The 24,922-nt window shown below is 73.8% G+C and carries 21 protein-coding genes; 13 read left to right on the top strand and 8 right to left on the bottom strand.

Annotated features, from left to right (window positions below):
- Positions 1-196 precede the first annotated feature (196 nt).
- The 3 genes from BJ981_RS31970 to BJ981_RS31980 form a co-directional block, all read right to left on the bottom strand.
- On the bottom strand, positions 197-700 hold the full coding sequence (locus BJ981_RS31970) for a hypothetical protein (RefSeq protein ID WP_184617100.1): 504 nt from the start codon (positions 698-700) through the stop codon (positions 197-199).
- Positions 701-756: 56 nt separating this feature from the next.
- Positions 757-1,986: an MFS transporter gene (locus tag BJ981_RS31975; protein WP_184617101.1), complete on the bottom strand. Its 1,230-nt coding sequence runs from the start codon at positions 1,984-1,986 to the stop codon at positions 757-759.
- 175 nt (positions 1,987-2,161) lie between these two features.
- Positions 2,162-2,704, bottom strand: coding sequence for an ATP-binding protein (locus tag BJ981_RS31980; protein ID WP_204070776.1), 543 nt, complete (start codon positions 2,702-2,704; stop codon positions 2,162-2,164).
- A gap of 263 nt (positions 2,705-2,967) precedes the next feature.
- Between BJ981_RS31980 and BJ981_RS31985 the strand changes: the two genes are divergently transcribed.
- Together BJ981_RS31985 and BJ981_RS31990 are read left to right on the top strand one after the other, a co-directional pair.
- Positions 2,968-3,222: a DUF397 domain-containing protein gene (locus tag BJ981_RS31985; protein ID WP_184617103.1), complete on the top strand. Its 255-nt coding sequence runs from the start codon at positions 2,968-2,970 to the stop codon at positions 3,220-3,222.
- Positions 3,223-3,364: 142 nt separating this feature from the next.
- A complete protein-coding gene (locus BJ981_RS31990; RefSeq protein ID WP_184617104.1) occupies positions 3,365-4,270 on the top strand; it encodes a Sco1979 family transcriptional regulator in 906 nt (301 codons plus the stop codon).
- A gap of 66 nt (positions 4,271-4,336) precedes the next feature.
- Here the strand turns inward: BJ981_RS31990 and BJ981_RS31995 are convergent, their stop codons facing one another.
- On the bottom strand, positions 4,337-5,116 hold the full coding sequence (locus tag BJ981_RS31995; protein ID WP_184617105.1) for a DUF72 domain-containing protein: 780 nt from the start codon (positions 5,114-5,116) through the stop codon (positions 4,337-4,339).
- A 207-nt stretch (positions 5,117-5,323) separates the two neighbouring features.
- On the opposite strand from BJ981_RS31995, the gene recD2 reads away from it, so the two are divergent.
- From recD2 to BJ981_RS32010, 3 genes are all read left to right on the top strand, one after another.
- Positions 5,324-7,489 carry an SF1B family DNA helicase RecD2 gene (recD2, locus tag BJ981_RS32000; protein ID WP_184617106.1) on the top strand — a complete coding sequence of 722 codons (2,166 nt, stop codon included), beginning with the start codon at positions 5,324-5,326 and terminating at the stop codon, positions 7,487-7,489.
- Positions 7,490-7,579: 90 nt separating this feature from the next.
- On the top strand, positions 7,580-7,939 hold the full coding sequence (locus tag BJ981_RS32005) for an antibiotic biosynthesis monooxygenase family protein (protein ID WP_184617107.1): 360 nt from the start codon (positions 7,580-7,582) through the stop codon (positions 7,937-7,939).
- A 39-nt stretch (positions 7,940-7,978) separates the two neighbouring features.
- Positions 7,979-8,830: an LLM class flavin-dependent oxidoreductase gene (locus BJ981_RS32010; RefSeq protein WP_184617108.1), complete on the top strand. Its 852-nt coding sequence runs from the start codon at positions 7,979-7,981 to the stop codon at positions 8,828-8,830.
- A gap of 37 nt (positions 8,831-8,867) precedes the next feature.
- Here BJ981_RS32010 and BJ981_RS32015 read toward each other — a convergent pair whose 3' ends face one another.
- Both BJ981_RS32015 and BJ981_RS32020 read right to left on the bottom strand, forming a co-directional pair.
- A complete protein-coding gene (locus BJ981_RS32015; protein ID WP_184617109.1) occupies positions 8,868-10,358 on the bottom strand; it encodes an aromatic amino acid ammonia-lyase in 1,491 nt (496 codons plus the stop codon).
- A gap of 136 nt (positions 10,359-10,494) precedes the next feature.
- Positions 10,495-11,373: a sigma-70 family RNA polymerase sigma factor gene (locus BJ981_RS32020; protein WP_184617110.1), complete on the bottom strand. Its 879-nt coding sequence runs from the start codon at positions 11,371-11,373 to the stop codon at positions 10,495-10,497.
- 219 nt (positions 11,374-11,592) lie between these two features.
- Between BJ981_RS32020 and BJ981_RS32025 the strand changes: the two genes are divergently transcribed.
- The 6 genes from BJ981_RS32025 to hutI all read left to right on the top strand — a co-directional run bounded on the left by BJ981_RS32025 (position 11,593) and on the right by hutI (position 20,947).
- On the top strand, positions 11,593-13,314 hold the full coding sequence (locus BJ981_RS32025) for a DUF885 domain-containing protein (RefSeq protein WP_184617111.1): 1,722 nt from the start codon (positions 11,593-11,595) through the stop codon (positions 13,312-13,314).
- 127 nt (positions 13,315-13,441) lie between these two features.
- On the top strand, positions 13,442-14,365 hold the full coding sequence (locus tag BJ981_RS32030) for a MurR/RpiR family transcriptional regulator (protein ID WP_239139806.1): 924 nt from the start codon (positions 13,442-13,444) through the stop codon (positions 14,363-14,365).
- A 120-nt stretch (positions 14,366-14,485) separates the two neighbouring features.
- A complete protein-coding gene (gene hutU, locus BJ981_RS32035; RefSeq protein ID WP_184617113.1) occupies positions 14,486-16,156 on the top strand; it encodes a urocanate hydratase in 1,671 nt (556 codons plus the stop codon).
- 392 nt (positions 16,157-16,548) lie between these two features.
- The gene (locus BJ981_RS32040) at positions 16,549-17,751 is read left to right on the top strand and encodes an allantoate amidohydrolase (protein ID WP_311745967.1); all 1,203 of its coding nucleotides are present in this window, start codon (positions 16,549-16,551) and stop codon (positions 17,749-17,751) included.
- 355 nt (positions 17,752-18,106) lie between these two features.
- Positions 18,107-19,390 carry a formimidoylglutamate deiminase gene (locus BJ981_RS32045; RefSeq protein ID WP_239139805.1) on the top strand — a complete coding sequence of 428 codons (1,284 nt, stop codon included), beginning with the start codon at positions 18,107-18,109 and terminating at the stop codon, positions 19,388-19,390.
- Positions 19,391-19,774: 384 nt separating this feature from the next.
- Entirely contained in the window at positions 19,775-20,947 is a 1,173-nt protein-coding gene (gene hutI / locus BJ981_RS32050; protein ID WP_184617115.1) for an imidazolonepropionase, read from the top strand.
- A 198-nt stretch (positions 20,948-21,145) separates the two neighbouring features.
- Here hutI and BJ981_RS32055 read toward each other — a convergent pair whose 3' ends face one another.
- Positions 21,146-21,718 carry a PadR family transcriptional regulator gene (locus BJ981_RS32055; protein ID WP_184617116.1) on the bottom strand — a complete coding sequence of 191 codons (573 nt, stop codon included), beginning with the start codon at positions 21,716-21,718 and terminating at the stop codon, positions 21,146-21,148.
- A 216-nt stretch (positions 21,719-21,934) separates the two neighbouring features.
- On the opposite strand from BJ981_RS32055, the gene BJ981_RS37605 reads away from it, so the two are divergent.
- A complete protein-coding gene (locus BJ981_RS37605; protein ID WP_204070775.1) occupies positions 21,935-22,732 on the top strand; it encodes an ArsR/SmtB family transcription factor in 798 nt (265 codons plus the stop codon).
- Positions 22,729-23,463 (top strand): SRPBCC family protein, encoded by a 735-nt coding sequence (locus BJ981_RS32070; RefSeq protein ID WP_184617117.1) that lies wholly within the window; start codon positions 22,729-22,731, stop codon positions 23,461-23,463. Before BJ981_RS37605 ends, BJ981_RS32070 begins: the two co-directional genes overlap by 4 nt.
- A 30-nt stretch (positions 23,464-23,493) precedes the next feature.
- Here the strand turns inward: BJ981_RS32070 and gdhA are convergent, their stop codons facing one another.
- Entirely contained in the window at positions 23,494-24,837 is a 1,344-nt protein-coding gene (gene gdhA, locus BJ981_RS32075) for an NADP-specific glutamate dehydrogenase (protein ID WP_184617118.1), read from the bottom strand.
- Between the last annotated feature and the right edge of the window lie 85 nt (positions 24,838-24,922).

Raw genomic sequence — 24,922 nt, forward strand, 5'->3', positions numbered from 1 at the left:
TCGATCTTTCTGCGACGAGATCACTGACATATTAGGTCTCGATCGTCCGGACGGTACCAACGGACCGTAATCATTCGAGATCATCGCGGGGGTGGAGGACCCGTCCCCGCGTGGCGCGGCGTGCCGTACCACTGACACGGCCTCGCGCGGGCCCGGGAACATTTCGCCCCCGGGGGCGTCGCGCCCGGCGGGCGCCTCAGTGCACGGGATGCGCCGCCCTGAGAAGCCCGATCACCTCGATCCCGGCCACGAGCAGGGCCGAGGCGCCGATCAGCGCGTAGAGCCGGCGCGGGCGCCACGACGAGGGGGAGAGGCGCCGTCCGGACCGGCGCGGGACCGGCCCCGGAACCGCGGGTTCGTCTCCCGGATCGGACGCCGGCACGGCGGGCTCCGGTCCGGCCGCGGGCGGCGGCACGGCGCTCGTGGCCGCCGGCGCGGCCCGGGACGGGCGCGTGACGCGCAGCTCGGGATGTCGCGAGAGGTACCCACGGGGAAAGATCTTGACATCGGTGTCGCCGCAGGCCGGGCAGTACACGCCCGACCACGGTGGCTGGACCCGCACGCCGTCCAGCGACCAGACCTCCACCTCGGCGCCGCGAAGGCCGGTGAGGTGCCGGACGGTGTAATCCTCTTCCCAGATCATCAGGCAGCGGACGCACTCGAACGGCCAGGTCTCGCGAGTGCTGTAGGCATCGTGCACGAGGACCACCCCCAGGGCATGCCTTGCCTAGGCTCGCCCGTTCTCGAGTGTGTGCGTCACCGCGGTTGATCGCAAGAGCCGGCGCCGATACGTCCGGTTTCCAGATCCTCGCGCCGCGTCACGTCCAGCACTCCCCGCATCGCCGCCACGACCGCCAGGGCCACCAGGAGGCAGCCCGTCATGAGCAGCGCCATGGGCCGCGCGTCCCGGCCGCCGCCGAGCCCGGCCAGCGCGGCCGCGATCGCCCCGGCCGTGAACTGCGCGGCGCCGAGCGTGCCCGCGGCGCGCGGGGCACGGGCCAGCGCCAGGCCGCAGGCGCCGCCCAGCACCAGCCCGAGGGTGGAGACGGCGGCGAAGAGCAGGACCAGGAAGGCGGCCAGGGGAAGCGCGCCGGCCAGCGCGAGCCCGCACAGCGCCGCGGACGCCGCCAGCGTCACCGCCAGCCCCGCCTCCAGCAGCCGGTGCGGCGGGACCGCGTTCACCAGGTGGCCGCCCGCGATACCCGCGAGGACGAGCCCGGACGCGTTGACGGCCAGCACGAGCGCCAGCGCCTCGGCCGACAGGCCGAACAGGTCGCGCAGGAGGAACGGGAAGGCCGCCAGGTACGCGGCGAGCGCGCCGAACGCCAGGACGAACGCGAGCGCGTACCCGAGGAACGGCCGGTCCGGCGCCTCGGCCGCGGGCCGGCGCCTGAGCCCGGCGGGCGCGCGGGGCACGGCGGCCATGGCGGCGGGGATCATCGCCGCGAACAGCACCGCGAGCGCCCAGAAGACCGCGCGCCAGCCCACGGCCGCCACCAGGACCCCGCCCGCGAGCGGGGCGAGGATCAGGGCGACGCCGAGACCGGCCATGAGCAGCCCGTAGAGATGGGCCGCCTGCCGTCCCCGCCGGTCCGCCACGACGGCGCGGCCGACGAGCAGGCACGCCGACGCGGCGAACCCCTGGACGAGCCGGGCGCCGGCCAGCGTCGCCACGCCGGTGGCCAGCGCGCAGGCCACGCAGGCCAGGGCGGACACGGCCAGGCAGGCGAGCAGCGGCGCGCGGCGGCCGTGGCGGGCGGCGATCGGCCCGAGCAGCACGTGACCCGCGGCCATGCCGAGGAAGAAGGTGGTGAGCGTGAGCTGGACGCCCGTGGCGTTCGTGCCGAGGTCCCCGGCGATGGCGGGGAGGCCGGGCAGGTAGGCGTCGGCGGCCAGCGGCGGCAGCGCCGACATCAGGACCAGGACGGTCGCCGGCCCAGGGCCGGTGGCGGTCGTGGCGCGGGCTGTGGTGGTGGCGGCGGACATGGCGACTCCATCGGGCGGCGCGCCACGGTGACCGCGGCGCCTTCCGGTCTCCCTGACCTGGTGCGATGCCGTGTACCGCCACAGTACGCCCCCGGTCGCGGCCCGGCGGAGCGGGGCCGTCCGTGCGGGGGACGGGGCCGGGCGGCTCAGACGGGTGGCGCCGTGCCCGGCGGGGTCACTGGCAGACTTCCAGGTGCCGGGCGGCGGGGGTCGTCCGCTTGCCCAGGCCGAAGGCGGCCCACACGGCCTTGCCGGGGGAGCGCAGCGGCGACCATCCCCAGCGGTCGCTGATGGCCTCGACCACCTGCAGGCCGCGCCCGCCCTCCGCGCCGAAGTCGGGGTCGCGCGGGGTCGGCACCTCCTCGCCGTCGTCGATGACCACGCAGACCAGCGAGACGTCGTTGAGGGCCAGGATGACGCGCACCGGGTGGCCGGACACGACGGCCGCGCGGCCTCTGAGGCCGTGGTGCAGGGCGTTGATCACCAGCTCGCCGATGACCAGCTCGGCGTCGTCGAGGAGCTCGGTGACCCCCCACGCGCGCAAGGTGCTGGTGGTGAAGGTGCGCGCGGTGCGGGCCGCGTAGGGGTCGTGGCGTAGCTCGCAGAGGGCGAGGCTCAGCCGGTCCGCGTCCGTCTCGCCGCCGGACGTCCATGGACCCCCGGGCGACAGGACACGGTCGAGAGCGGCCAGCCAGTCTTCCCACTCATGGTCTGGCACCAGGGCGGGTTTAGTACGTTGTGTCCTGTACGCAGTCATAAGCGTGCCTTGGGGGGTTAGTTCGGTTGTAGCGAGCTGCTTAGCGCGTAGCCATATTGCTCCCTCTCGGTGTGCATGTGCAAGTACCGATGCACGTGCAAACGCACAGAGGTATGCTGACACTTGAGGGTCGATGCACCTATCTGGGGCCCTCGCGGCAAAGAAGGGGCCTACGGGACGGATGTCAGATCTGTCGGGGTTCCGGGGGACATGAAGAAGGCAACATGGACGAGATCTCCAACGGCATGGCCGCCACGGAGCTGACCGCGCGCCTCGGGCAGGACGGCGTGCGGTGGCGCAAGAGCGCGTACAGTAACCCGAGCGGCAATTGCGTCGAACTGGCCCCGCTGCCGGACGGCGGGGTCGCGGTGCGCAACTCCCGGCATCCGGGCGGTCCCGCGCTGATTTACAGCCGGGGAGAAATGGCGGCCTTCATCCTGGGCGCGAAGCGCGGGGACTTCGATGACCTGGCCTTTTAACGGAACTGATGGCTACTGAGCGTTGAAAATCGTGGCCTAAGGGTGATGTTGGGGTATATCCGGATTGGGACCTGGGGGGTATCGTGAACTCCTCTATGCCCGTGCGAAGTGAGACGTCGGCCTGCTGTCCTAAGGAAGAGATATGATCACTGCCCGAGCCGAAGGGGACGAGACCCCGCTCACCATGATGGCTCGGGAACGCGGCAGCTCCACGGTGCTGCGCATCCTTCTCGGGTCTCAGCTTCGCCGGCTCCGTGAAGGCCGCAACATCACCCTGGAGGCCGCGGGCCACTCCATCCGCGCCTCACACTCCAAGATCAGCCGTATGGAGCTGGGACGCGTCAGCTTCCGCACCCGCGACGTCGCCGACCTGCTCACCTTCTACGGCGTCACCGAGGAGAGCGAGCGCGAGGCGCTGCTGTCGCTGGTCACCCAGGCCAACCGCCCCGGCTGGTGGCACAACTACGACGACGTGCTGCCGAACTGGTTCGAGGCGTACGTCGGCCTGGAGGAGGCGGCCACCCGCATCCGCTGCTACGAGGTGCAGTTCATCCCCGGCCTGCTCCAGACCGAGGGCTACGCCCGCGCCGTCGTCATGCTCGGCCACCCCGAGGGGACCGAGGAGGAGATCCAGCGGCGCGTGGACCTCAGGATGGCCCGGCAGAGGCTGCTGGAACGCAACAGCCCGCCCCACCTGTGGGCCGTGATCGACGAGGCGGCGCTACGGCGCCCGCTCGGCGGTCCCGACGTCATGCGCGGCCAGATCAAGCACCTGATCGAGGCGGTCAGCTCCCCGACCGTCACCGTGCAGGTCATGCCGTTCAGCGCCGGCGGCCACGCCGCGGCGGGCGGCCCGTTCAGCATCCTGCGCTTCGCCGAGCGCGACCTGCCCGACGTGGTGTACCTGGAGCAGCTCACCAGCGCCATCTACCTCGACAAGCGCGAGGACCTCGACCGCTACCAGGCGGTCATGGAGCGCCTGTGCCTGGACGCCGTCCCGGTGTCGGAGACCAAGAAGATCCTCCAGGGCATCCTCGACGACATCTGATCCCGTGCCGGCCCCGCGCCGGGCGAAGACCTGCGACGACGCGCCTCCGGCGACGGGGGCGCGTCGTCATGTCAGGGCCGCCTCGGGCAGTTCCTCGGGGGTGCGGCTCACCGGGATCCCCTGGTCGCGGGCCAGCGCCGCGAACCGCGCCGCGTTGCGCACGGCGGCGCCCCCCGGGTCGTTGTTGAAGTAGACGTACAGATCGTGGTCCGCCGGGTCCCACTGCCCGGCCAGCCGGTGCAGCCACGACCGCAGCGACGCCTCGCCGTACGACGGCCAGGGGTCGGCGCGGCCCTGGTGGAGGCGCAGGTAGCCCCAGCCCGCGGTGCGCCACAGCGGGGTCACCGGCCTGCCGAGCACGTCGGCCCAGCACAGGGCCGCGCCGTGCCGGGCCAGCACGTCGCGGACCTCGCCGGACCACCACGAGCGGTGGCGGGGCTCGACGGCCACGCGGGTGCCCGCGGGGAAGCGGCGCAGGCAGGCGTCCAGGCGGCCCGGGTCGGCGCGCAGGGTGGGCGGGAGCTGGAGCAGCACCGGGCCGAGCTTGCGGCCGAGACCGCCCGCGGCCTCCATGAGCCGCTCGACCGGCTCCTCGGGGTCCTTCAGCCGCTTGATGTGGGTGAGGAAGCGGCTGGCCTTGACCGCCATGACGAAGCCGGCGGGCGTGCGGTCCCGCCACGCCTCGAACGTCTCCCGCGGCGGCAGCCGGTAGAAGGCGTTGTTGTTCTCGACGGTGGCGAAGCACTCGGCGTACCGCTCCAGCCACAGCCGCTGCGGCAGCCCGGCCGGGTACAGCACGTCCCGCCAGTGCTTGTACTGCCATCCCGATGTCCCGACGAGCACCATGGCGAGCTCCGTCCCTCCGGGGTCCGCGGGGCGCGTGTCCACGCGGGCCCTGCCGGCGGTACCGGTCCTGTCCGGCCTATATGGCCAGCATGCCCGCCCCGGCGCCGTCCGTTCACACCGGGCTCGCGTGGCCGTGCGGGACGGAACTGTCGCAGGCGGGCGCTAGTCTCCTGCGCAGAGGTGCCCGCATGTGATCCGGGGAGCGTGGTGGCCGTGCTCGCGACGCCGTCTCCATCCGAGGTCGAGGCCTCCGTGGAGCGGCTGGTGTACGTCCGTGAGGACGAGTACACCGTCGCCCGCATGAGCGCCGAGTCGCTTCCCGCCTTCGTCGCCTCGGGCCGCGCGCTGGCCGGGGTGCAACCGGGGGAGACGCTGCGGCTGGCCGGCGACTGGGAGGACCATCCCCGCCACGGCGGGCGCCTGGTGGTCGCCCGCTGCGAGCGCGTCGTGCCCTCCACCGTGCCCGCCATCGCGCTCTACCTGGGCTCCGGCCTGATCCGGGGCATCGGGCCGCGCCTGGCCCAGGCCATCGTCGGCCACTTCGGCGAGCGCACGCTCACGGTCATCGACACCGAGCCCGAGCGCCTGACCGAGGTCGTCAACATCGGAGCGGCGCGGCAGGCGCAGATCGTCGAGGCGTGGGCCGAGCAGAAGGCCGTGGCCGCGCTGATGGTCGTCCTGCAGGGGTTCGGGGTGAGCCCCCTGCTCGCCGCCAAGATCTACCAGGTGTACGGCGAGGAGTCCGCCGAGATCCTCGCCCGCGACCCGTACCGGCTGATCGGCCGGGTGCGGGGCGTCGCCTTCCACACCGCCGACCGCATCGCGCTGCGCTCCGGGGTGCCGGAGACCAGCCCGCAGCGCCTCAAGGCCGCGGTCGTGGACAGGCTGGACGCCGCGGCCGCCCGCGACGGCCACTGCTACCTGCCCCTGCCGGCCCTCGTCGCCGCGGCCGTCGCCCTGGTCGAGCAGGACGAGGAGCCGATCCGCCGCGCCGTCGACGCGCTCGCCGCCGAGCGCAGGGTCGTCGTCGAGGCCTCGCCCGCCGGGCACGGCCAGGTCGTGGTGTACTCCAAGGAGCACCACGTCCGCGAGGTCACGCTGGCCGCCAACGTGGCGAGGCTGCTGCGCGCCCGTTCGACCATGCCCCGCCGCCCCTACGCCGAGGACCAAGGGCTGCACGAGGACCAGCGCGTCGCGGTGAACCTGGCCCTGACCAGCACGGTCGCGATCCTCACCGGCGGCCCCGGCTGCGGCAAGAGCCACACGCTGAAGGTGATCGCGGCGACCGTCCGGGCGATGGGCGGCCGGGTGACGCTGACCGCGCCGACCGGCAAGGCCGCCAAGCGCCTGTCGGAGCTCACCGGCCTGCCCGCCATGACCGTCCACCGCATGCTCGCCCGGCAGGCGGAACGCGACGAGGGCGCGCTGTTCCAGCAGTCCCCGGCCGACGCCGACCTCGTCGTGGTGGACGAGGCGTCCATGCTGGACCTCCAGCTCGCCACCCGCCTCACCTCGGTGATCCCCGAGGGCGCCCACCTGCTGCTGGTCGGGGACGGCGACCAGCTTCCCAGCATCGGCCCGGGCAGCGTCCTCGCCGACCTGCTGAGCGTCGAGGAGGTCCCGCGCATCCGCCTGACCAAGGTGTTCCGCCAGGCGCAGGACAGCGGCATCGTCCGGGCCGCGCACAGCATCCGCGCCGGCGAGGTGCCCCCGCTGCCCGGCCGCGCCGGCTTCTGGTTCGAGGAGCTCGACGACCCCGGACAGGTGGCCGACCGTGTGGTCCACCTGGCCACCGAGGCCATCCCGCGCAAGCAGAACATCGCCAAGGACCAGGTGCAGGTGCTGTGCCCCATGCGCAAGGGGCCCACGGGCACCGCCGAGCTGGGCCGCAGGCTCCAGGAGCGCCTCAACCCGGCCCGCGACGGCGCGGACGAGCACTGGTCGGGCCCGGCGGTCTTCCGTGTCGGCGACCGTGTCATGCCGATCCGCAACAACTACGACAAGGGCGTGTTCAACGGCGAGACCGCGACGGTCACGGCGGTGAACGTCCAGGAGCGCCTGATCGAGATCCGCACCGACGACGGCGAGACCGTCCGGTACACCTTCGGCGAGCTGGACGAGCTCACCCACGCGTACGCGATCAGCGTGCACCGCTCCCAGGGCAGCGAGTACCCGTTCGTCGTCGCGCCGATCGTCGCCGACGCCGGGGGCGTGATGCTGCGCCGCAGGCTGCTCTACACCCTCGTCACCCGCGCGAAGACCTGGGTGGTCCTGGTGGGCGGGCGCGACGCGCTGGAGGCCGCCGTCCACCGTCTCGGCCACCGCAGGAACACCGGCCTGGCCGCCCGTCTCGCCCTCAACCTGACCGGCTGACCTCCTGCGTGCCTGCTCTTGATCTCAACCGCGGTTGAGGTTGCACGATGGGCGCGGCCCTCGCCGCCCGAGCGTGAAGGAGCAGCACGCATGAGCCAGGATCCAGGCTTCTACTCGATCATCGACTACACCGTCGACGGCCACGAGACCCAGCGGGAGTTCGTGGCGGCGTTCGCCGAGATCCAGGAGCGCTGGGTGCGCTTCCACCCCGGCTACCGGTCGGCCCGGTTCCACGTCAGCACCGACGGCACCCGCGTGTACAACATCGTCCACTGGGCGAGCGAGGCCGACTACCGCCACTTCGTGGAGACCTCCGACACCGAGGGACGCGCGGCCGCCATCCGGGCGGCGCTGGAGAGCCTGGACGGCAGGGCCGAGCCGCGCATGAGCGGCATCCCCACCTACACGGTCGTCCGCGAGATCGGCCCGGGCCCCCGGCGGGCCGGCTGATCCGCCGCGACGACCCCGACGAGAGGAACGGCACCGACGATGGACATCGGCATCGGGCTGCCCGGCCACGCCCCGTGGTCCGACGGCAGGGTCCTGGTGGAATGGGCGCGCCGCGCGGAGGCGCGCGGCTTCGGCACCCTCAGCGTCAGCGACCGCCTGGTGTGGTCCACGCCCGAGCCGCTGGTCACGCTGGCCGCCGCGGCGGGCGCCACCTCGCGGATCCGGCTGCTCACCAGCGTGCTCCTCGGGCCGCTGCGCGCCAACCACGCGCTGTTCGCCAAGGAGGTCGCCACGCTGGACCAGCTCGCCGGCCCCGGACGGCTGCGCCTCGGCCTGGCCCCCGGGCTCAGGCCGGACGACTTCGCGGCCGGCGGCTCCGACTACACCACCCGCGGCAAGGACCTGGACCGCCTGCTCGAACGCCTGGCCGCCGCGGGGGACGACCAGGTCGGCCCGCGGCCGGCCACCCCGGGCGGGCCGCCGCTGCTGTTCGGCGGGCACTCCGAGGCCGCCCTGCGCCGCGTCACCACCTACGGCGCCGGGTGGATCGCCGGGGACGCCACCGTTCCCGGCGTCCGGGAGTTCACGCCCCGGCTCGCCGAGGCGTGGACCCGGGCGGGCAGGACCGGGTCGCCGCGCGTGGTCGCGTCGGTGATGTACGCGCTCGGGCCGGACGCGGAGGCCGCCGTGTCCCGCGCGATCGCCCCGTACTACGCCTTCGCCGGGGAGGACTACGCGCGGTACGGCGTCTCCCTCGCCCACACCACGCCCGAGGCGGTCAGGACCGCGGTCGAGGAGTTCGCGGCGATCGGCTGCGACGAGCTGATCTTCATGGGCAACGACCCCGACCCCGGCCAGGTCGACCTGCTCGCCGACGCCGTCGGCCTGTGACACCCGCCGGGCGGGCCCGGCGACCGTGACGGCGGTGTCAGAGCCCGGCGAGAAGGTCCAGCACCTCCGCGGCCGCGTCGGCGTCCGCGCCGAGAGGACGGTCCTCGGTCGCCGGGTCCAGCCGCCAGGCCGCGTCGGCGAACGCCGCGCCCACCGGCGTGGACGGATCGGGCACGACGCCGCGCATCCGCAGCGCCCGCACCGCCGTGACCAGTTCGCACGCCAGCACCAGCCGGTAGGCCGACGCCGCCCGCAGGGTGTGGCGCGCCGACTGGGGGGCGAAGCTCGCGTGGTCCTCGACGCCCAGGGACAGGACGGCGTGGCCGAGCGAGGCCGGGTGCGCGGCCTCGCGCAGCCCGGCCAGCGCGGAGGTGGCCGTGTACTCCAGGATCATCGCGCCGGACGCGCCCGGCGCGCCGTCGGCCAGGAACGGCCGCAGCCCCGTGTAGGCGGGATCCATCAGCGTGGCCAGGCGCGCCGCCGACAGGTGCGCGGACTGCAGCAGGGCCAGGCGCAGGTGGTCCAGGGCGAGGCCGAGCGCGGCCTGGTGGAAGCCGCCGTGGTGGTGCGCCGTGCCGCCCGCGGCCGGCAGCAGCGGGTTCTCCGCGGCGGCGTTGATCTCCACTGTGAGCACGCGCTCCAGCTCGCCCGCCGCCTCCACCGCCGGGCCGTGCACCTGCGGCAGGCACCGGTACCCGAAGGGGTCCTGCACGCGCGCCCGCGTCCCGCCGAGGCCCTGCGCCGCGGAGGTCTCCCGGTCCGCGGCCTGCCCGGGAACGCGCAGCAGGCGGCGCATCTCGGCGGCGACCCGGGCGGCCCCCCGGTGCGGGCGCGCGGCGTGCACCTCCGCGTCGTACGGCTCGGTGCTCCCGTCCACGGCGACCAGGGACAGCGCGGCCACCACCTGCGCCGCCCGCAGCAGGGGCGCGATCCGTGCCCACGCGAGCGCGGCCTGCCCGATGGTCATCGCTCCGCTGCTGCAGAAGGCGAGGGCGTCCCCGGCCTCCAGGACCAGGGGAGGCGGGTCCTCGCCGCCGCCCGCCCAGGGGCGCTCGCCGACCAGGGTGAGCCCGGTCTCGGCGAGCGCGGTGAGGTCCCCGGTGCCGATGGCCCCGACCTGCCGCACCTCCGGCAGGCGGCCGGCGTTCAACGCCTCGGCCAGCGCCTCGGCGAAGGCGGGCCGCAGGCCGGAGCCTCCGGCGAGGATCTGGTTGGCGCGCACGGCGAGCATCGCCCGCACGTGGACGTCCGGCTCCCGCGGCCCGGCGCCCCCGGCGTGGCTGCGCAGCAGGCGCAGGCCGTGCAGGTCGAGTTCGGCGATGGGGACGGCCTCGGTGCGGTTGGCCCCGACCCCGGTCGTACGCCCGTACACCGGGCGCCGCGCCGCGATCTCCCGGGCCGCCGCGTGCGAGGCCCGTGCCCGGTCGAGCCCGGGCCCGGCCAGGGCGACGCGGGCCCCGGCGCACGCGATCTCGGCGATGTCGCCCGGGCGCGCCCGGACCCCGTCCAGGACGATCGGCGACGCCATCGGAAAGAGCCCCTCAGCGCCCACGCTACTCGTGTCACGGACGGCCCATAAACCTGGCGGTGCGCCGCGGCAATCCTGACTTTCCTCCCCATTTCCCGCAAGTGCCGGTGACGTCCTAAGAAATCCGTCGAGTCGATCAGTCCGCCAGGGAGAGCTCCAGCCGGTCCAGGGCGGCCGGGGCGGTGACGACGTCGATCGCGACGACACGCCCGCCGATGATCGTGAGCAGGAGTACGACGCGCAGGCGGCCGCCCGGGGCGACGGCCGCCCCGAGGGCACCGTTCACCAGGATGGGACGGGCGAAACGGGCGTGGGCCGCGTTGCCCCGCGTCTCCTCGGCGACGCGCCGGGCCCCGCGCAGCACGGGGACGGCGCCCGGCAGGTCGGTGCGGCGCACGACGTCCGGGTCCAGCACCGCGACCAGGGCCTCCAGGTCCCCGGCGCGGGAGGCGGCCAGGAACGCCTCCACGACCTTCCGCCGCCCGGCGAGGTCGGCGGCGGGCAGGGGCGTGGCGCCGTGCACCCGCGCGCGGGCGCGGCTGGCGAGCTTCTTGGCCGCGACGGGGGAGCGCTCGACGATCGCGGCGATCTGCTCGAAGGGCACCGCGAACATGTCGTGCAGCACGAACGCGACCCGTTCCGCGGGCCCGAGCCTGTCCAGCACCACCAGCAGGGCGAGGCCCACGGACTCGGCCAGCACCGCCTCCTCCTCCGGGCCGGTCCCGCCGGGCGTGGCGGCCGCGGGTTCGGCGAGCAGCCCGGTGAGGTCCTCGGGCCTGCGACGCCGCGCGCGCAGCATGTCCAGGCAGACGCGGCCGAGGATCGTGGTCAGCCACCCCGTCACGTTCTCCACGCCGTCGGCCCCGGCGCGGCCGGCCCGCAGCCAGGTCTCCTGCACCGCGTCCTGCGCCTCGTCCGCCGACCCCAGCATGCGGTGGGCGACCCCGTGCAGATGCCGGCGATCGCGCTCGAACCGCTCGGCCAGCGCGACGGCTCCCTCTTGTGGACGCTCCATCGGTCACCTCTCGTCTTCAGCGTTCGTCATAAGGCTGGTGAGGCCGACGACAGCAGGCGACGAAGGTGATGAATCCGTAGAGGAACCAGTATCGGTCCAGTGCCGGCAGGGGGACCGGCGTGACCGTACCACAGGCGCCGCGAGCCCTCGGATCTCCCCATGCTTTCCCCATAATCCGGGCAAAATGAGCTTCGACCCGCGAGGAGGAAAGGAGTGGTCGTGGCAGGTGACCAGCCCGTGCCCGAGGTGGCCCCCGACGAGCGTCTCGCCCGGCTCGGCGAGGAGTTCTACGAGGTCAAGCACACCGCCGACCCGTTCGGCGCCACGCTGCTCGGCGTCGCGGGCTTCGACGGACTGGTGCCCGACGTCAGCAGGGACGGCTCCCGCGCCGCCGCGGCGAAGTTCGCCGGCCTTGAGCGGCGGCTGGCCGAGATCGACCCCGCCGGGCTGAACGAGGCCGACCGGATCGACCACGCGGTCCTCGGCCGGCTCGCCTGGTCCATGCGGGCCGACCTGGAGCACGCGCTGTGGGAGACCACCCCCTCCGCGAGCATCGGCTCCGCGCCGCAGGCGATCATGTTCATGGCCGTCCCCGCCATGTCCCTGACCGGCGCCCCCGCCGTCGACGCCTACCTCCGGCGGCTGACCGCCCTGCCGTCGTTCCTGGACGCCCTGCTGGACCGCTTCCGCGCGGCGAAGGCGGACGGCCGCCTCCCGGCCCGGGTCGGCGTCGCCCAGGCCGTCGACCAGCTCACCGGCCACCTCGGGCTGAGCCTGGAGGACGACACGCTGCTCGGTCCCCGGCTGCCCGCGGACGTCGACGCCGGCCGGGTGCGGGCGCGCGCCGCCGAGATCGTCAAGGAGTCCGTCCGGCCCGCGCTGCGGCGCCTGCTGGCCGGCCTCGAGGAGGAGCTGCTGCCCGTCGCCCGTCCCGACGACCGGGTGGGCGCGCGGTTCGTCCCCGGCGGCGAGGAGGGGTACCGCGCGGCCGTGCGGCGGCACACCACCACCGATCTCGGCCCCGAGGAGGTCCACCGGATCGGCCTGGACTGCCTGGCGGCGCTGCGCGCGGAGTGGGCGGAGGCGGGCGGGGCGGCGCTCGGCACCGGCGACTTCGACGAGATCCGCGCACGGCTGCGCGAGGACCGGTCGCTGCGGTTCGGCACCACCGCGCAGATCGTCGACACCGTCGCCGGGGCGCTGCGCCGCGCCGAGGAGGCCCGCGACGACTGGTTCCCGCACTACGACATCGGCGACTGCGTGATCGAGGAGATCAACCCGATCGAGGCGGGCAACGCCGCCCTCGCCTACTACCGCCCGCCCACCGCCGACGGGTCGCGCCCGGGCGCCCACTGCGTGCTCACCGCCGATCCGCGGGAACGGTTCGTGTACGAGTACGAGGCGCTGGCCTTCCACGAGAGCGTCCCCGGCCACCACCTGCAGATCGCCTCCGCGCAGAAGCTGGCCGGCATTCCCCGGTACCGGCGGTTCCTCGACGCCGAGGTGTGCGGGTACCTCGAGGGCTGGGGACTGTACAGCGAGCGGCTGGCCGACGAGATGGGCCTGTACACCTCCGGCCTCGCCCGGCTCGGCATGCTCTCCTTCGACGCGATACGCGCCTGCCGCCTGGTCGTCGACACCGGCCTGCACCACTTCGGCTGGTCGCGGCGCAAGGCCGTCGAGTTCATGTGGGACAACACCGCCACCACACGGGCCAACGTCCGCAACGAGGTCGACCGCTACATCGCCTGGCCCGGTCAGGCGCTGGCCTACATGATCGGGCGACGCGAGATCGACCGCCTGCGCGCGCTCGCCGAGACCCGGCTCGGGCCGCGCTTCGACATCCGCGCCTTCCACGGCGTGGTGCTCGGCAGCGCCGCCGTCCCCCTGGACGTCCTCGACGCGATGGTCACGACCTGGGCCGACGCCTTCCCCGGCTGACCCGCGGGACGTCCCGTCCCTGGACTTCCTGGGACGCCAGGCGGTGATTTCCGCGCGCCAACCGTTGACATGGCTTCATGCGGGGTGGATGCTGCATGAAAGTATTCATTCGGATGGTGGGGGGAACGTGGTGCGCGGCGTCACGAGCACGGCCGCCGGCGGCGGGGAGCGGGCGGACGCCCCGGCGCGCCTGCCCGAGGGGTCCGAGGACGCCTCGCGGGTGGCGGCCCGGCTCAGAGAGCTGATCGAGGGGCACCGGCTGTCCCCGGCCCAGCGGCGCATCGCCCGCCACCTGCTGGGGCGTCCCCACGAGGCCGTCTTCCTCAGCAGCGTGGACATCGCCGTGGCGACCGGCACCAGCCAGCCCTCCGTCACCCGGTTCGCCTTCGCCCTCGGGTTCTCCGGCTTCCCGGAGTTCCGCGACGACCTGCGCGCGGCGATGCACGACGGGCCGGTGGCCGCGGCCACCGAGCTCGGCCCGGTGCAGGCCATGGTCGACTCCGAGATTCGCAACCTCGAACTGCTGCGCGACTCCCTCGGCGACACCCGCAGGCTCCACGAGCTGGCGGGGGCGCTGGCCGCGTCCAGACCGCTGCCCGTGGTCGGGCTACGGGTGTCCGCGCCGCTCGCCCACCTGTTCGGGTACCTCGCCGCCAAGGCGCACCCGGACGTCAGGGTCTTCGACGCGCCCGGCTCCGCGCTGGAGGACGGGCTGAGCAGGGCCAGGGACGCCGGGGCGCGATGGGTGCTCGCCTTCGGCCTGCCCCGGTACCCGCGCGAGCTGCGCGACGGCCTCGTCTGGGCGCGCAAGGCCGGGCTGCGGGTCGGGCTCGTCACCGACAACGCCGCGGGAGCGCTCGCCGAGCACGCGGACGCCGTGCTCACCGCGCCGGTCAGCTCCCGGTTCGCCTTCGACTCCCAGGCCGCGCCGAGCGTGCTGTGCGCGGTGCTGGTGCACGCCATGGTCGACGCGCTGCCCGTCAGGGAACAGGCGGCGATCGAACACTTCGAGTCCAGCGCGGGGGAGCGGCGGTTGTTCCTGCCCGACTGAACTCAGGCCGGCGGCCCGAGCGCACCCGGGGAAGAACAGGGATGAGCACGAGGGCACGACCGGTCACGACCAACGGACCGACGAGGACGATCACGACGATCGAACAGGAGATGACCAGCGATGAGTGAGGACGTCCGGCGGCTGATCCGCTCGCCACGGGGCACCGAGCTGTCCTGCCAGGGATGGCAGCAGGAGGCCGCGTTCCGCATGCTGCACAACAACCTCGACCCCGAGGTCGCCGAACACCCGGACAAGCTCGTCGTCTACGGCGGCACCGGCAAGGCCGCGCGCGACTGGCCGTCCTTCGACGCCATCGCCCGCACGCTGCGCGGGCTGAAGCAGGACGAGACGCTGCTCGTCCAGTCCGGCCGCCCGGTCGGCGTCATGCGCACCCACGAGTGGGCGCCCCGCGTGCTCATCGCCAACTCCAACCTGGTCCCCGACTGGGCCAACTGGGAGGAGTTCCGGCGGCTCGAGGCGGCGGGCCTGACGATGTACGGCCAGATGACCGCCGGGTCGTGGATCTACATCGGCACCCAGGGCATCCTGCAGGGCACCTACGAGACCTTCGCCGCGGTGGCCGCCAAGCGCTTCGGCGGCAGCCTCGCCGGCACCATCACCCTCACCGCCGGACTCGGCGGCATGGGCGGCGCCCAGCCCCTCGCCGTCACCATGAACGACGGCGTGGCGATCTGCGTCGATTGCGACCCCTCGCGCATCGCCCGCCGCATCGAGCACCGCTACCTCGACGTCGAGGCCAAGGACCTCGACGACGCGCTCCGGCTCGCCGTCGAGGCCAGGGACGCCCGCCGCCCGCTGTCCATCGGCCTGCTCGGCAACGCCGCCGAGGTCCTGCCCCGGCTGCTCGCCATGGACGCGCCCATCGACGTCGTCACCGACCAGACCTCCGCGCACGACCCCCTGTCCTACCTGCCGCTCGGCACCGCGTTCGAGGACATGCGCGACGAGGCCGCCAAGGACCCGTCCGGCTTCACCACGCGCGCCCGCGAGTCCATGGCCCGGCACGTCGAGGCCATGGTCGGCTTCCAGGACAAGGGCGCGGAGGTCTTCGACTACGGCAACTCCATCCGCGGCGAGGCCATGCTCGCCGGGTACGCGCGCGCGTTCGACTTCCCCGGGTTCGTGCCCGCCTACATCCGCCCCCTGTTCTGCGAGGGCAAGGGCCCGTTCCGCTGGGCCGCGCTGTCGGGCGACCCGCGGGACATCGCCGCGACCGACCGCGCCATCCTGGACCTCTTCCCCGAGAACGCCTCCCTCGCCCGCTGGATCAAGCTCGCCGGCGAGCGGGTCGCCTTCCAGGGCCTGCCCGCGCGCATCTGCTGGCTCGGGTACGGCGAGCGCGACAAGGCGGGCGTCCGCTTCAACGAGATGGTCGCCTCCGGGGAGCTGAGCGCGCCGATCGTCATCGGCCGCGACCACCTCGACTGCGGGTCGGTCGCCTCGCCGTACCGCGAGACCGAGGCGATGCTCGACGGCTCCGACGCGATCGCCGACTGGCCGCTGCTCAACGCGATGGTCAACGTCGCCTCCGGCGCGTCCTGGGTGTCGATCCACCACGGCGGCGGCGTCGGCATGGGCCGGTCCATCCACGCCGGCCAGGTCGCGGTCGCCGACGGCACCGAGCTCGCGTCCCGCAAGCTGGAGCGCGTCCTGACCAACGATCCCGGCATGGGCGTCATCCGCCACGTCGACGCCGGCTATGACAAGGCCACCGAAACCGCCACCACCCACGGCGTCCCCATCCCCATGACCCCCGGCCAAGTCCCATGACCTGCCACCCCGCTGCCGGCGCCGCACCCACGCATCACCTGTCTTCGCCCATCGGCCAGGCACCGTGATCGGCCACCCGGTGCCGCACGGCACCCACCCGGCTCCGGCCGTCGGGGAGGCCCTCGTGCCCTCCAGCCCGAGCCGGCGTGGGTGCCACCCACCCCTGACCGTTGGCGAGGTGCCGTGACGCACCGTTCCACTCCGTGCGGATCACATCCGCCCCTGATCATTGGTGAGGTGTCGTGAGCTCCCGTCCTGCTTCGCCCGGTTCACACCCGTCCCTTCCACCCGTCGCGCGAGGTCGTGCCGGGGAGGAGACGGGCGTGGGCCCGGCGTCGAGCGACCGGCCCGTGTACCTCCGGGAGGCCGAGGAGCGTGGCCGCCCGCCGGTCGTGCGCGCGGGCTTCGAGCGGGAATGGGCCGCGCTGGCCGGCATCGGCGGTGGGGCGGCGGAGGGGTACCACCGCTTCGCCTGGACGCCCGTCGACCTGGCGCTGCGCGCGTGGTTCCGCGAGCAGGCGGCGCGGCGGGACATGGCCTGCGAGCAGGATCGCAACGGCAACCTCTGGGCCTGGTGGGGAACGCCGGGCCCGGGCGCGGTCGTCACGGGCAGCCACCTCGACAGCGTGCCCGGCGGCGGCGCCTTCGACGGGCCGCTCGGCGTCGTCTCCGCCTTCCTCGCGGTGGATGAGCTGCGCGCCCGGGGCATCGTCCCGGACCGGCCGATCGCGGTCGTGAACTTCGCCGACGAGGAGGGGGCGCGCTTCGGCGTGGCGTGCGTCGGCAGCCGCCTGCTCACCGGCGTGCTGGCGGCGCACACCGCCCGCGAGCTGCGCGACGGCGACGGGGTGACGCTGGCGGAGGCGATGCGCGAGGCCGGGGCCGACCCGGGCGCGCTCGGACGGGACGAGGAGGCCCTGGCCCGCGTCGGCGCCTTCGTCGAACTGCACATCGAACAGGGACGCGGCCTGGTGGACCTCGGCGCGCCCGTCGGCGTGGCGAGCGCGATCTGGCCGCACGGCCGCTGGCGCTGCACCTTCCACGGCGAAGGCGACCACGCGGGCACCACCCGGCTCGCCGACCGGCACGACCCCATGCTGCCGTTCGCCGCCACCGTCCTCGCGGCCCGCCAGGCCGCCGAGGGGCTCGGCGCGCTGGCGACGTTCGGCAAGGTCCGCGTCGTGCCCGGCGGCACCAACGCCATCCCCTCGCGCGTCGACGCCTGGCTGGACGGCCGCGCCCCCGACGAGGCCACGGTCGACCGGCTGGTGGAGGACGTCACCGCCGCCGCCCGCGCCGCCGCGGTCCCGCACGGCGTCCGCGTCGAGGTCGCGGCCGAGTCCTCCACCCCGCTCGTCGAGTTCGGCAGCGCGTTGCGCGACCGGGTGGCCACCGCCCTCGGCGGCGTCCCCGCCCTGCCCACCGGCGCCGGTCACGACGCCGGCATCCTGTCGGCCCACGCCCCGACCGCGATGCTCTTCGTCCGCAACCCCACCGGCACCAGCCACAGCCCGGCTGAGCACGCCACCACCCCCGACTGCGTCACCGGCGTCCTGGCCCTGACCACCGTCCTGGAGAACCTGGCATGCCGGTAGCCGTTCACCACGCCCAGCACATCGAGACCACCCATCCCGTCACAGGCGTCTCGCCCTCAGGCACACCGGCGCCGACGGCGCCGAGGGCTTGCCGTGTCCGGTGTGTTGAGGGCGCTGATAGTGGTGTGGAGGGCTCGGCCTTGAGCTCGGTGGAGGGGCTGACATGGCGGTGACCGTCTATTACGCGGATCACGCGTGGCTGAACGCTTCCCCCGCACCCGTGGGCACGGGTGGGCCGCGAAGCGATCAAGGGGCCGGAGCGGGAGCGGGCTCTGACCCGGGTGCCCTCGGAGAGTCGGGGCCGGGTGCCTTGGGGCGGTCGGGGGCCGCGGCGTTCGGGGGAATTCCGGAGGTCGTGCGCGGGGTCGTCGTGGAGGTGTCGGGAGGGCGGATCACCGCCGTGCGTCACGGTGTCGACGCGCCTCCGCCCGGGGCGGTCCACCTGCGCGGCGTCACCCTGCCCGGGCTCGCCAACGCCCACAGCCATGCCTTCCACCGGGCCCTGCGCGGGCGCACCCAGCGCGAGCGCGGCACCTTCTGGACCTGGCGCCGCCAGATGTACGAGGTCGCCGCGCGCCTCACGCCCGACACCTACCACGCGCTCGCCCGCGCGGCGTACGCCGAGATGGCGCTCGCGGGCATCACCTGCGTGGGCGAGTTCCACTACGTGCACCACCAGCCCGGCGGCCGGCCGTACGACGCGCCGAGCGCGATGGGCGAGGCGCTCATCGCGGCGGCGGCCGACGCCGGCATCAGGATCACCCTGCTCGACACCTGCTACCTGCGCGGCGGGTTCGCGGCGCCGCTGGAAGGCCCGCAACTGCGCTTCGGCGACCGTGACGCGCACGCCTGGGCCGACAGGGCCGCCTCGCTCAAGTCCGGCGGGCACGCGCGCGTCGGCGCGGCCGTCCACTCGGTCCGCGCCGTCCCCGAGGGCGAGATCGGCGTCGTGAGCGGCTGGGCGCGCGAGCGGGGCGCACCTCTGCACTTCCACCTGTCCGAGCAGGTCGCCGAGAACGAAGGGTGCCTCGCCGCGTACGGCCGCACCCCGGCCGCGCTGCTGGAGTCCCACGGCGCGCTCGGCCCCTTCGCGACCGCCGTCCACGCCACCCATCTCACTCCCGAGGACATCACGCTGCTCGGTGGGTCCGGGACGGGCGTGTGCATGTGCCCGACCACCGAACGCGACCTCGCCGACGGCATCGGCCCGGCCCGTGCCCTCGCCGGCGCCGGCGCGCCGCTCTCGCTCGGCAGCGACAGCAACGCCGTCGTGGACCTGTTCGAGGAGGCGCGCGGCGTCGAACTGGACGAGCGGCTCGCCACCCGCGAGCGCGGCCACTGGCTCGCCGCCGAGCTGCTGCGCGGCGCGACCTCCGGCGGACATGCCGCGCTGGGGTGGCCCGAGGCGGGTCGCATCGCCGTCGGCGCTCCCGCGGACCTGGTCACGGTCACGCTCGACTCGGTGCGCACGGCGGGCGCCCCCCTCGACGCGCTGGTGGAGACGATCGTCTTCGCCGCGACCGCCGCCGACGTCCGCGAGGTCGTCTGCGAAGGCCGGCACATCGTCCACGAGGGCCGCCACACCCTGGTCGGCGACGTCCCCTCCACCCTCACCACAGCGATCAACCGTCTGACATGATCCCGCCCCGGCCCAGAACCGGCGTGCACGGCATGCGCTGCTCAGCACTCGGATGGCAGACAGGCGCTCGGCGCTCGCGTGTGGTGCTCCACGCGCGGGTTCCCGTCCTCCACCATGTGCCTGCAGATCGGCGGCGTACGCCACTCCTACGCGCGCCGTTCAACGGGTGGTCCATGGAGACCAGATCGGTCGGGCGCCGCGGCACTCCGGCTCACTCCGGCTGGCAGGGGCAGGCTCCGCCTCGCCTCCTCATCCCCCTCCATCCGCTTGGCGGGGCAGACGGGTAGCCGCTTGGGGTGACGTTGGGCTGGAGGCGCCGAGGGTGCCGTGAAGTGGCGCTGGGGTCTTGAGGTGTATGTGATGAAGCAGGGTGAGGAGGGGCGGATGACGTCCGTTTTGGTGGATAACGTTGGGGCGTTGGTGACGAACGCGCCGGAGGGCGGCGGCGGAGTGCTCGGGGTCGTCGAGGACGCTGCGGTCGTCGTGGAGAACGGCGTCGTGGCGTGGGTGGGGCCGCGGGGGAGGGCGCCCCAGGGGGCGGAGGAACGGTTCGACGCCGAGGGCCGGGCGCTCGTGCCCGGATTCGTCGACAGCCACGCGCATCTGGTGTTCGCCGGGGAGCGGGCACGGGAGTTCGAGGCTCGCATGTCGGGCCTCCCGTACACGGCGGGCGGCATCCGCACCACCGTCGCCGCCACCCGGGCGGCGAGCGACGACGAGCTGCGGGGCACCCTGCGGCGGCTGGTCGCCGAGGCGTCGCGCTCCGGCACGACGACGATCGAGTGCAAGTCCGGGTACGGCCTCACGGTCGAGGACGAGGCCCGTGCGCTGCGCCTGGCCGGTGAGCACACCTCCGAGGTCACCTACCTCGGCGCGCACGTCGTCCCGCCCGAGTACGCCGACCGGCCGGACGCCTACGTGGACCTGGTGCGCGGCCCGATGCTGGAGGCCTGTGCGCCGCACGCGCGGTGGATCGACGTGTTCTGCGAGCGCGGCGCGTTCGACGGCGACCAGACCAGGGAGATCCTGACCGCGGGCATGGCGCGCGGGCTCGTGCCCCGGGTGCACGCCGGGCAGCTCGGCCCCGGTCCGGGGGTGGCGATCGCCGTCGAGCTGGGCGCCGCCTCGGCCGACCACGTCACCCACCTGACCGACGCCGACGTGGACGCGCTCGCCTCCGGCACGACCGTCGCCACGCTGCTGCCCGGAGCCGAGTTCTCCACCCGCTCGCCCTACCCCGACGCGCGGCGCCTGCTCGACGCCGGGGTCACGGTGGCGCTGGCCGCCGACTGCAACCCCGGCTCCAGCTACACCACCAACATCCCGTTCTGCATCGCCGTGGCCGTCCGCGACATGCGCATGACCCCCGCCGAGGCCCTGTGGGCGGCCACCATGGGCGGCGCGAAGGCCCTGCGCCGCCCCGACATCGGCCACCTCGCGCCGGGCGCCCGCGCCGACATGGTCCTGCTCGACGCCCCGTCCTACATCCACCTGGCCTACCGCCCCGGCGTCCCCCTGATCGCCAAGGTCTGGCAGGCCGGCGAGCCCGTCACCTGACGGTTCTCGCGCACCCGCCGCTCGGGCGGCGGGACCCGCGCCTTCGCCGGGTCCGCGGGCGTGCCCAGGAAGTGCGGGACTCGCGGACGACGAAGGGCCGTCCGCCGCTCAGCCGCCCGACCAGGTCGTCGATGGCCGCGGGGTGGTCCGGCGGTCCCGCCGTGGCGGCCACCTGGTCGGCCGCATGAACGCCGTATGTCAATCCGCTCCTGTCCGTCCCTTCTCCGGCCATGCCAGCTCGCCGTCGTCGATGCGCGCGATCAGGTCGCGGATCCATTCCGCTTCGGCGCGCAGCTGGTGCATGACGAAGTCGACCTCGATCATGGTGATCTCCGGCAGGTCGGCGTCACCGGCCTGTGCCAGCTCCGCGATCCGTTCCACCAGTGACTCCTGCCGCTCGCGCAGGACGCGCGGGGCCTCGTCCCGGTCGAGGGCGCCGAGATAGGCCAGGGCGTCCACGAACGCCGAGGTGGTCACCTTGGCCTCGCGGATCTGCCGCCGCACCCGTTCCTTGAAGACCTCCCAGCCCTGATCGGTCAGGGCGTAGACGGTACGCGCGGGGCGGTTGCCCATCTGCTCGACCCCGGTCGAGGCCACCCATCCGGCCGCCTCCAACGACCGGACGAGCGTGTAGACGGAGCCGCTCTTGGCGTTCAGGTACGGATAGCGCTCGTTGAGCGCGATCGCCAGCGCGTACTGGTGCTTCGGCTGCTCCACCAGGAGGCCGAGCAGTCGCAGGATCAGTGGATTGTCCACTGCGGTTGATGGCATACCCGAATACTATCATTCGTATACGGCTATTGCTGCGGGTTCGCGGTAGCGAGATCCCGTCCGTGGTTCGTCCAGGCTCTTCTCCCGCGTGCCGTCCATCGACCAGCGGCGATGCCGGTCATGGACGGTCTTTCGGTTCCCGTGGCAGGGTGGCGGGTCCCGCGCAGAACAATTGACAACTTAATTTGTCTATTGGACGATGTGGCCGTGCGGCGAATGGAGTTGCTGGAGGAGCCGGGGCAGGTTCGCGGGGCACTGGCGCCTGTACGCCGACGGTTGCTGGTGCGGCTGCGCACACCGGCCTCGGCGAGCGAGTTGGCCCGCGAGTTCGGCCTGACCAGGCAGAAGGTCAACTACCACCTGCGCAGGCTGGAGGACGCCGGCCTGATCGAACTGGCCGAGGAACGCCGCCGCCGGGGCTTCGTCGAGCGGGTCATGCGCGCGACCGCGGGCTCCTACGTCGTGGACCCCTCGCTCCTCGCCGCCGCCGGCGATCCCGCCGCGCGGCCGGTAGGGGAAGCCGAGAAGGCGGACGATGCCACACAGGACCCCGGCGAACCTCAGAAGGCCGACGATCTCGCCCAGGCGCCGCCCGGCGACCGAGCCGAGGCCGGAATCGGGGACCAGGACGAGGAGCCCCTCCCGCCCCTGCCCGCCGAATACGTCCGCGCCGCGGACCGGCACTCGGCCACCCGCCTGGTCGCGGTCGCCTCCGCCGCCGTGCGCGACGTCACGCGCATGCAGGCCGCCGCCGACCGCGCGGACAGGCGCCTGCTGACCTTCACGCTGGAGAGCGAGGTCCGCCTGGCCGAACCCGCCGACCTGCACCGCTTCACCGAGGCGCTGGCGGGCGCGGTGGCCGACGTGATCGCCCGCTTCCACGCCGAAACCGGCCGCCTCTACCGCGTCATCGGCGCGGGCCACCCCGCCCCCGCCACCCAGGACCCGACACCTGCCGCACAAGCTCCCGCGCCGGACGCGCAGGCCGACCCACCACCAGGAGGACCGTCATGAGCGAACCCACTCCGCCGCCGCGCGTCGAGGTCACCGTCGCCGCGCCTGTCGAGGAGGTCTGGGCGGCGCTGCGGGATCCGGAGCTGCTGCGGCGGTGGCACGGCTGGCACTACGAGGGTCTCGATGACGAGATCCGGCAGATCTACCTCGCCGACGTCACCGAGGACGCCGGCGCCCGCGTCCTGCGGCTGGGCGACGGTGATCGGTTCAGCCTGCACGGCGGGGAGGGCGGCACGGTGGTCCGCCTCACCCGTGGTCCGATCGGCGTCAACCCCGACTGGGACGCCTACTACGACGACGTCACCCAGGGCTGGCGGGTGTTCCTGTGGCAGCTCCGCTTCGCCGTCGAACGGCACGGGCTCGCCCCGCGGCGCACCCTCCACCTGGAGGGCTCCCTGGACGTGCCGGGGTCCCCGGCCGAGGCGCTCGGGCTGGGGGAGGCCGCCGCTCTGCCGCCCGGCTCGTCGTACAAGGCGGAGAGCGCGGCGGGCGGCACGCTGAGCGGCGAGGTGTGGGCGTCGGGGGCGGACGGGCTGCTGATCACGGTGGACCAGTTCGGCGACGGCCTCGCCGTCCTGGCCCCCCAGCCTCGCACCACGTACCGCCCGGACGGCGGCACGCTGCTCCTGCTGACCGCCTATGACATGGGCGACGCCGCGTTCGCCGCCCTGGAGACGCGCTGGACGTCCTGGTGGGACGCGCACCGCCGCCCGGAGCCGACCCGCGGCTAGCACGGCCCGGGCCGGTGGGCGTGAGATGGGTCAGATCAGCCCGAGGGACAGCATCGCGTCGGCGACACGGGTGAAGCCGGCGATGTTGGCGCCCGCCACGTAGTCGCCGGGCCTGCCATAGGCGTCCGCCGTGGTCAGGCAGCGGTCGTGCATGTCGCGCATGATCTCGTGCAGGCGGGCCTCGGAGTACTCGAAGGTCCAGGAGTCGCGGGCGGCGTTCTGCTGCATCTCCAGCGCGCTGGTCGCGACCCCTCCCGCGTTCGCCGCCTTGCCCGGGCCGAACGCGATGCCCGCCTCCTGGAAGACCCGGATGCCGCCGGGCGTGGTCGGCATGTTGGCGCCCTCGCCGACGGCCACGCACCCGGACCGGACCAGGCGCGCCGCGTCGTCGTCGCCGATCTCGTTCTGGGTCGCGGACGGCAGCGCCACCTCGCAGGGGACCTCCCACACCGCGCGCCCGGGCACGAACACCGCGTCGGTCCCGCGCCGCTCGGCGTAGAGGCTCAGCCCGGCACGCTCGACCTCCTTGACCTGCCTGAGCAGGCCCAGGTCGATGCCCTTCTCGTCCAGCACGTACCCGGAGGAGTCGGAGCAGGCGACGGTCACGCCGCCGAGGGCCTGGGCCTTCTCGATCGAGTGGATGGCGACGTTGCCGGAGCCGGAGACGACCACCCGCTTGCCGTCCAGCGAGGTGCCGCGCGCGTTGAGCATCTCTTCGACGAAGTAGACGCAGCCGTACCCGGTGGCCTCGGCCCGCACCCGCGCGCCGCCGTACTCCAGGCCCTTGCCGGTGATGACGCCGGACTCGTACCGGTTGGTGATGCGCTTGAACTGGCCGAACAGGTAGCCGATCTCGCGCTGCCCGACGCCGATGTCCCCGGCCGGGACGTCGGTGTACTCGCCGATGTGGCGGTACAGCTCGGTCATGAAGCTCTGGCAGAACCGCATGACCTCACGGTTCGAGCGCCCCTTGGGGTCGAAGTCGGAGCCGCCCTTGCCCGCCCCGATCGGCAGGCCTGTCAGGCTGTTCTTGAAGATCTGCTCGAAGGCGAGGAACTTGACGACGCCCAGGTAGACCGACGGATGGAAGCGCAGGCCGCCCTTGTACGGCCCGAGCGCGCTGTTGAACTCCACGCGGAAGCCACGGTTGATGTGCACCTCGCCGCGGTCGTCCTCCCAGGGCACCCGGAAGATGATCTGCCGCTCGGGCTCGCAGATCCGTTCGATCAGCTTCCAGTCCGCGTACTCGGGACGCCGCTCGATGACGGGCGCGATGCTCTCCAGCACCTCGCGCACGGCCTGGTGGAACTCCGGCTCCCCGGGATTGCGGCGGACGACCTGTTCGTAGATCGCGGACGACTTCTGGTGCGGCATCACGGCTCCCCTCGGTGTCAGGCCGCCTTGGCCCTGTTCAGGGTGCGTGGCAGGCCGGTACGGTGGCGCTCTGCCACGCCGCCGA

The sequence above is a fragment of the Sphaerisporangium krabiense genome (assembly GCF_014200435.1).
In the GTDB taxonomy this organism is placed as follows: Bacteria; Actinomycetota; Actinomycetes; order Streptosporangiales; family Streptosporangiaceae; genus Sphaerisporangium; species Sphaerisporangium krabiense.